Annotated in this window: 6 protein-coding genes and 1 pseudogene; 5 read left to right on the top strand and 2 right to left on the bottom strand. The window is 69.6% G+C overall.

All coding sequences use genetic code 11. The features are described 5' to 3' along the window. Positions 1–602: DUF7134 domain-containing protein (locus tag EIO58_RS09450; protein WP_446723914.1), on the bottom strand; the 602-nt coding region annotated here is incomplete at its 3' end. Between the two features lie 117 nt (positions 603–719). On the opposite strand from EIO58_RS09450, the gene EIO58_RS09445 reads away from it, so the two are divergent. The 5 genes from EIO58_RS09445 to EIO58_RS09425 all read left to right on the top strand — a co-directional run bounded on the left by EIO58_RS09445 (position 720) and on the right by EIO58_RS09425 (position 7,000). Next, entirely contained in the window at positions 720–1,568 is an 849-nt protein-coding gene (locus EIO58_RS09445; RefSeq protein WP_127819327.1) for a nitrilase-related carbon-nitrogen hydrolase, read from the top strand. A gap of 33 nt (positions 1,569–1,601) precedes the next feature. Continuing rightward, positions 1,602–3,035, top strand: a complete 1,434-nt coding sequence (gene hydA / locus EIO58_RS09440; protein ID WP_127819326.1) for a dihydropyrimidinase — start codon at positions 1,602–1,604, stop codon at positions 3,033–3,035. Between the two features lie 9 nt (positions 3,036–3,044). Further along, positions 3,045–4,061 (top strand): TIGR03842 family LLM class F420-dependent oxidoreductase, encoded by a 1,017-nt coding sequence (locus EIO58_RS09435; RefSeq protein ID WP_127819325.1) that lies wholly within the window; start codon positions 3,045–3,047, stop codon positions 4,059–4,061. A 23-nt stretch (positions 4,062–4,084) separates the two neighbouring features. After that, positions 4,085–5,401: an aspartate aminotransferase family protein gene (locus tag EIO58_RS09430; RefSeq protein WP_127819324.1), complete on the top strand. Its 1,317-nt coding sequence runs from the start codon at positions 4,085–4,087 to the stop codon at positions 5,399–5,401. A 66-nt stretch (positions 5,402–5,467) separates the two neighbouring features. Further along, positions 5,468–7,000, top strand: coding sequence for a CoA-acylating methylmalonate-semialdehyde dehydrogenase (locus EIO58_RS09425; protein WP_127819323.1), 1,533 nt, complete (start codon positions 5,468–5,470; stop codon positions 6,998–7,000). Between the two features lie 42 nt (positions 7,001–7,042). Here the strand turns inward: EIO58_RS09425 and EIO58_RS09420 are convergent. Then, positions 7,043–7,537, bottom strand: a pseudogene (locus EIO58_RS09420) (hypothetical protein); the annotation flags it as partial.

The following is a 7,537-nucleotide window of genomic DNA, read 5'->3' as shown; positions in this document are numbered from 1 at the left end:
CGCGCGATGCGCACGCGCTCCTGCTCGGCGATCGCCTCGGCCTCGGCCTGCTGCTGCGCCTCGCGGTTCTCTCGCGCGCGCACCGCGGTGCGCACCAGCGCGCCCACCGTCCACGAGAGCCCCAGCGCGAAGGCGGCGGCCACCAGCATCATGAGGGCGAGCGGCAGAGTCTCCCACGACAGGCCGCCGCCCGCGTACAGCGGTCCGGCGGTCAGGTACACCGCGATGACGAGCGCGCCCAGCAGGGCCGACGCGAAGCCGGCCCAGTACACCCGCGGCGTGCCGTACGCGGCCGTCGCGTACAGCACCGCGAAGATCGCGACGTCCGAGAAGCTCGGCGGACGCCCGAGGCCGACCTGCAGCAGGGCTCCGGCCCACGCCAGCCCGAGCGCGAGCGCCGGCGACAGCCGCCGCACGGCGAGGGCGCCGCTGAAGAGCACCGCGATCACGACGGCGGCGAACAGGTACACGCCGCCGCGCGGCAGCTGACCCGCCCAGCCCTGTCCGCTGGTGACCACCTCGACCGGAGCGGCCACGACGAAGAACAGCCCTGCCACCACCACATCGACGACGAGCTGGAACGGCTTCAGGCTGCGGAACACCGTTTCACGGTACGCGAGACCGCCGGCCGCGGCATCCGTCGCAAGATGTATCGGCGTCCCCCTCTTGTCGCACGCGTCTGGAGGCCCTACTGTTCCCGACACGACGGACGGAGAACCATGACGACAGTACGCGCGGCGATCTCGCAGACCACCTGGACCGGCGACAAGGCATCGATGCTCGACAAGCACGAGGGGTTCGCGCGGGATGCCGCCGCCCGAGGCGCGCAGGTCGTGTGCTTCCAGGAGCTGTTCTACGGCCCCTACTTCGGGATCACCCAGGACAAGAAGTACTACCGGTTCGCCGAGCCGGCCGACGGCCCGATCGTGCAGCGGTTCGCGGCGCTCGCGAAGGAGCTCGGGATCGTCACGGTGCTGCCCATCTACGAGCAGGCCGAGACGGGGGTGTACTACAACACCTCGGTGCTCGTCGACGCCGACGGCACGATTCTCGGCAAGTACCGCAAGCACCACCTTCCGCACCTCGACCGGTTCTGGGAGAAGTTCTACTTCCGCCCCGGCAACCTCGGCTACCCGGTGTTCGAGACGGCGGTCGGGCGCGTCGGGATGTACATCTGCTACGACCGCCACTTCCCGGAAGGATGGCGCGAGCTCGGACTCGCCGACGCCCACATCGTCTTCAACCCGAACGCCACCAAGCCCGGACTTTCGAACCGGCTGTGGGAGGTCGAGGGCCCCGCGGCGGCCGTCGCGAACGGCTACTTCGTCCTGCAGCCGAATCGCGTCGGGCGGGAGGACAATGAGTACGGCGACCTGGCCGTCGACTTCTACGGCACCAGCCAGGTGATCGATCCGCGCGGCGACTTCGTCGGCGAGCGGGGATCGAGCGAGCACGAGGAGCTGCTGGTGCGCGACCTCGACCTCTCGATGGTCCTCGACATGCGCGACGACTGGCAGTTCTATCGCGACCGCCGTCCGGACTCCTACACGAAGATCGCGAAGCCATGACGCTTCGACAGGCTCAGCGACCGGAGGACTGATATGGCCACCACGCTCATCACCGGCGGAACCGTCGTCTCGGCGACTGGCCGCGGCGAAGCCGACGTGCTCATCGACGGCGAGACCATCGCCGCCGTGCTCGCGCCGGGCTCGCAGCTGCTCGGGACGGATGTCGCGGCATCCGTCGACACCGTCATCGACGCGACGGGCCGGTACGTCCTCCCCGGCGGCATCGACGCGCACACGCACATGGAGCTGCCCTTCGGCGGCACGAACGCGTCCGACACGTTCGAGACCGGAACCCGCGCGGCGGCGTGGGGCGGCACCACGACGATCATCGACTTCGCGGTGCAGCGCCACGGCGAGCGCGTGCAGGACGGGCTGGAGGCGTGGCACGCCAAGGCCGCAGGCAACTGTGCCATCGACTACGGCTTCCACCAGATCGTCGGCGGCATCGACGACGACTCGCTCGCGGCGATGCGCGGACTCCTCGACGAGGGCATCTCGAGCTTCAAGCTCTTCATGGCGTATCCGGGCGTGTTCTACTCCGACGACGCGCAGGTGCTGAAGGCGATGCAGGTCTCGGCCGAGACGGGCCTGCTCACGATGATGCACGCCGAGAACGGGCCCGCCATCGACGTGCTGGCCGCACAGCTCGCCGAAGCGGGAAAGAAGGCGCCGTACTACCACGGCATCGCCCGCGCGTGGCAGCTCGAGGAGGAGGCGACGCACCGCGCGATCATGCTCGCGAACCTCACCGGGGCGCCGTTGTACACCGTGCACGTCAGCGCGAAGCAGGCGGTCGAGCAGATCGCGTGGGCGCGCGACCAGGGCTGGAACGTGTTCGGAGAGACGTGCCCGCAGTACCTCTACCTGTCGCTCGAGGAGCAGCTCGGCGGGTTCAGCGAGGAATGGGGGCAGTTCGAGGGCGCCAAGTGGGTGTGCTCGACGCCGCTGCGCAGCCGCAAGGAGGGCCACCAGCACCACATGTGGCAGGCACTGCGCACCAACGACATCCAGATGGTCTCGACCGACCACTGCCCGTTCTGCATGAAGGGCCAGAAGGAGCTCGGACTCGACGACTTCCGTGCGATCCCGAACGGGATCGGCTCGGTCGAGCACCGCATGGATCTGATGTACCAGGGCGTGGTGACGGGCAGGCTCACGCTGGAGCGGTGGGTCGAGCTGACGAGCACGACCCCCGCCCGCATGTTCGGCCTGTACGGGCGGAAGGGCGTCATCCAGCCCGGCGCGGACGGCGACGTGATCGTGTACGACCCGCACGGCCACACCACCATCTCGGCGTCGACCCACCACATGAGCATGGATCACTCCGCCTGGGAGGGGTTCGAGGTGGACGGGCACGTCGACACCGTGATCTCGCGCGGCAAGGTCATCGTCGACGGCGGCTCGTACCTCGGCGCCAAGGGCGACGGGCGCTTCCTCAAGCGCGGCCTGAGCCAGTACCTGATCTGAGAGGGAGCCATGGACTTCGGCGTCGTACTGCAGACGAATCCTCCCGCGGCGCGCACGGTGCAGCTGGCGAAGCTGGCGGAGGCCCACGGCTTCAGCCACGTGTGGACCTTCGACTCCCACCTGCTGTGGCAGGAGCCCTACGTCATCCACTCCGCGATCCTCGCCGAGACCACGCGCGTGACCGTCGGCCCGTTCGTCACGAACCCCGCGACGCGGGACTGGACGGTCACGGCATCCGTCTTCGCCACCCTCAACGAGATGTACGGCAACCGCACGATCTGCGGCATCGGCCGCGGCGACTCCGCGGTGCGGGTTACGAACGGCAAGCCGACGACCATGGCCGAGCTGCGCGAGTCGATCCACGTGATCCGCGAGCTCGCCAACTCGCGGCCGGTCGCGTACAAGGGCGCGACGCTGCAGTTCCCGTGGAGCCGGGGCTCGGAGCTGGAGGTATGGGTGGCCGCCTACGGCCCGATGGCGCTCCAGCTCGCCGGCGAGGTCGGCGACGGCTTCATCCTCCAGCTCGCGGACGTCGACATCGCCGCGTGGATGATCAAGACGGTGAAGGATGCCGCAGCCGCCGCGGGGCGCGACCCCGAGTCGCTGTCGTTCTGCGTGGCGGCGCCGATGTACATCGGCGAGGACAGAGAGCACATGCGCGACCAGTGCCGCTGGTTCGGCGGGATGGTCGGCAACCACGTCGCCGACATCGTCGCGAAGTACGGTCACCACGGCGCGATCCCCGACGCCCTCGCGGACTACATCGAGGGCCGCCGGGGCTACGACTACAACACCCACGGCAAGGCCGACAACGACCACGTCGACTTCGTCCCCGACGAGATCGTGGAGCGGTTCTGCATCCTCGGCACGGCCGCCCAGCACATCGCCAAGCTCGAGCAGCTGCGTGCGCTGGGCGTCACCCAGTTCGCCGGCTACCTGCAGCACGACAACAAGGAAGAGACCATGCGCGTGTACGGCGAGACCGTCATCCCCGCCTTGCAGACCCGCGTGGCCGCGAAGTCCTGACGACCCGGCGAAGGAGCCATGGCATGACCGAAGACCTCGACGCCCTTGCGAAGCAGCTCGACCGCGACCACGTGTTCCACTCGTGGTCCGCGCAGGCGGGACTCGACCTCCCGGTCATCGCCGGCGGCGAGGGCGCGGTGGTGTGGGACCACGCAGGCAACCGCATGCTCGACTTCGCCAGTCAGCTGGTGAACGTCAACATCGGGCATCAGCATCCCGCCGTCGTCGCGGCGATCCGCGAACAGGCCGAGCAGCTCGCGACCATCGGGCCCGCGACGGCCAACCTGCAGCGCGGGCAGGCGGCCCAGCGCATCCTCGGCAAGGCCCCCGACGGGTTCGTCAAGGTCTTCTTCACCAACGGCGGCGCCGACGCGGTCGAGAACGCGATCCGCATGGCTCGCCTCCACACCGGTCGCGACACCGTGCTGTCGACGTACCGGTCGTACCACGGCAACACCGGTGCGGCGATCGTCGCGACGGGCGACTGGCGACGGATGCCGAACCGGTACGCCCGCGGACACGTGCACTTCTTCGGCCCCTACTTGTACCGCAGCGAATTCTGGGCGACGTCGCCCGAGGAGGAGTCCGCGCGGGCGCTGCACCACCTCGAGCGCGTCATCCAGGCCGAGGGGGCGTCGACGATCGCGGCGATCCTGCTGGAGTCGGTGCCGGGCACGGCGGGCATCCTCGTGCCGCCCCCGGGTTACCTCTCCGGCGTCCGCGCCCTCGCCGACCGGTACGGCATCGTGCTGATCCTCGACGAGGTGATGGCCGGGTTCGGGCGCACCGGGCGGTGGTTCGCCTTCCAGGGGTACGACGTCGTGCCCGACCTCATCGCCTTCGCGAAGGGAGTGAACTCGGGGTACGTGCCGGTGGGCGGCGTGATCGTCTCGGAGCCGATCGCGGCGACGTTCGATGACCGAGTGTTCCCCGGCGGCCTGACGTACTCCGGCCACCCGCTGGCCGCGGCATCCATCGTCGCCGCCCTCGACGCGATGGAGACCGAGGGGATCGTCGACAACGCCCGGCGCGTGGGCGAGGACGCCATCGGACCGGGGCTGCGCGAGCTCGCCGAACGGCATGTGCTCATCGGCGAGGTGCGGGGCGAGGGGGTCTTCTGGGCGGTCGAGCTCGTCAGCGACCGCGAGACGCGCGAGCCGGTCGGCGCCGAGGTCATCGGGCGCCTCAAGAAGGAGCTCGCCGGCCGGGGTCTGCTGCCCCTCACCGTCGACAACCGCCTCCACGTCGTTCCGCCGTGCGTCGTCACCGAAGCCCAGGTGGCCGAGGCGATCGCGATCTACGATGAGAGTCTGACGAGCGTCGAAGAAGACCTCTTGTGACGCGTGCATCCGCCGCCGTGACGCCATCACGAATGGCCCGCGGCGCTTCCGAAGGAGGAAGACGACATGACTGACACGATGGAACGCACCGGGACCGAGCGCATCGGCACCGCGGTGATCGACCACTGGGTGAACGGCGCGCCGTGGGCCGGGGCATCCGACCGCACCGGCGACGTGTTCAATCCCGCGCTCGGAACCGTGCAGAAGCGGGTGCGGTTCGCGTCGACGACGGATGTCGCGGACGCGGTCGACGTCGCCTCGGCGGCGTGGACCCCGTGGCGCGACACGTCGATCGCGAAGCGGCAGGCGGTGCTGTTCTCGTTCCGCGAGCTGCTGAACGCCCGCAAGGACGAGCTCGCCGAGATCCTCACGACCGAGCACGGCAAGGTGCTCTCCGACGCGCTCGGCGAGATCGCGCGCGGCATGGAGGTCGTCGAGTTCGCGTGCGGCGTCGGCCACCTCACCAAGGGCGCCTACACCGAGAACGCCTCGAGCGGCATCGACGTGTACACGATGAAGCAGCCGCTGGGCGTGGTCGGCATCATCAGCCCCTTCAACTTCCCGGCGATGGTGCCGCTGTGGTTCTTCTCGGTCGCCCTAGCCGCCGGCAACGCGGTGATCTTGAAGCCGTCCGAGAAGGATCCGAGCGCCGCGAACTGGATGGCCGCGCTGCTCAAGGAGGCGGGTCTCCCCGACGGCGTCTTCAACGTCGTGCACGGCGACAAGGAGGCCGTCGACGCGCTCCTCGAGCACCCGCACGTGCGGGCGATCTCGTTCGTCGGCTCGACCCCGATCGCGAAGTACGTGTACGAGACGGCGACGTCGCACGGCAAGCGCGTGCAGGCGTTCGGAGGCGCGAAGAACCACATGCTGGTGCTTCCGGATGCCGACCTCGACCTCGCCGCGGACGCCGCGGTGAACGCGGGCTTCGGCTCGGCGGGCGAACGCTGCATGGCGATCTCCGTCGTCCTGGCGGTGGACACCGTCGCCGACGAGCTCGCGGCGAAGGTCGCCGAGCGCATGAAGACGCTGCGCACCGGTGACGGCATGCGCGGCTGCGACATGGGACCGCTCATCACCGGGCAGCACCGTGACAAGGTGTCGTCCTACATCGACGTGGCCACCGAAGATGGTGCGACGGTGGTCGTCGACGGCCGCGGCGTCGAGGTCGACGGAGACCCGAACGGCTTCTGGCTCGGCCCGACTCTCATCGACAATGTGCCCACCGACTCGGCCGTGTACCGTGACGAGATCTTCGGCCCGGTGCTGTCGATCGTGCGCGTGGAGGGGTATCAGGACGGACTCGGGATCATCAACTCGAGCCCCTACGGCAACGGCACCGCGATCTTCACGAACGACGGCGGCGCAGCTCGTCGCTTCCAGCGCGAGGCGACGGTCGGCATGATCGGCATCAACGTGCCGATCCCCGTGCCGGTCGCGTATCACTCGTTCGGAGGCTGGAAGGCGTCGCACTTCGGCGACACCAAGGCGTACGGTCCACACGCGTTCGAGTTCTTCACGGCCGAGAAGGCGATCACCTCGCGCTGGCTCGACCCGTCGCACGGCGGCCTGAACCTGGGGTTCCCGCAGCACACGTGACGCGACTCGGATCGATGAGCGTGACCGGACCCGCACGCGGCCTCACTCCGCGCGCGGGGGCACGAACACCGTCACCGCGCGCGGGACAGCGACGCACCGGAGGGTGAACTCCGCGCCGGGCCTCTCTTCGAGCTCGCCGTCGTGGACGAAGACCGACGGATGCCCCGGATCGGGGCGCACCGTCAGGTGGATCTCGCCCACCACGAGGCGCTCGACGTCCGACCGGGGCGGCATGAGCCGCAGTGCGCGGAGCACCGCGGCGGTGCGTCGGCCGAACGCGAGCGAAGCCACCGCTCGCGCACGCGACCCGCGGGCGTGGTGGATGCGCACATCGAGCACCGCGTCGTCGAGGTGCTCTCGCTGCATCGTCGCGACGCGCAGCGGGTCGTTGCGGCCGATCCCCACGAACACCGACCACACGCGGGCGCGGCGGCCGTCGCGCACGATGGTGAGAGGCTCGGCGCTGCGCAGCGCGCGCCACGCGGCGACGACGCCGCCCAGCCATTTGCCGAGCTGCGGAAGGTGCCGCTCGCGTTC

The organism is Microbacterium sp. CPCC 204701 (assembly GCF_004010105.1).
GTDB lineage: Bacteria > Actinomycetota > Actinomycetes > Actinomycetales > Microbacteriaceae > Microbacterium.
This window is presented reverse-complemented; position numbering and strand designations above follow the sequence as displayed.

What these genes read in the sequence shown, in the direction of transcription:
- EIO58_RS09445 (WP_127819327.1), top strand. Translation starts at nt 720, where the DNA reads ATGACGACAGTACGCGCGGCGATCTCGCAGACCACCTGGACCGGCGAC.
- hydA (WP_127819326.1), top strand. Translation starts at nt 1,602, where the DNA reads ATGGCCACCACGCTCATCACCGGCGGAACCGTCGTCTCGGCGACTGGC.
- EIO58_RS09435 (WP_127819325.1), top strand. Translation starts at nt 3,045, where the DNA reads ATGGACTTCGGCGTCGTACTGCAGACGAATCCTCCCGCGGCGCGCACG.
- EIO58_RS09430 (WP_127819324.1), top strand. Translation starts at nt 4,085, where the DNA reads ATGACCGAAGACCTCGACGCCCTTGCGAAGCAGCTCGACCGCGACCAC.
- EIO58_RS09425 (WP_127819323.1), top strand. Translation starts at nt 5,468, where the DNA reads ATGACTGACACGATGGAACGCACCGGGACCGAGCGCATCGGCACCGCG.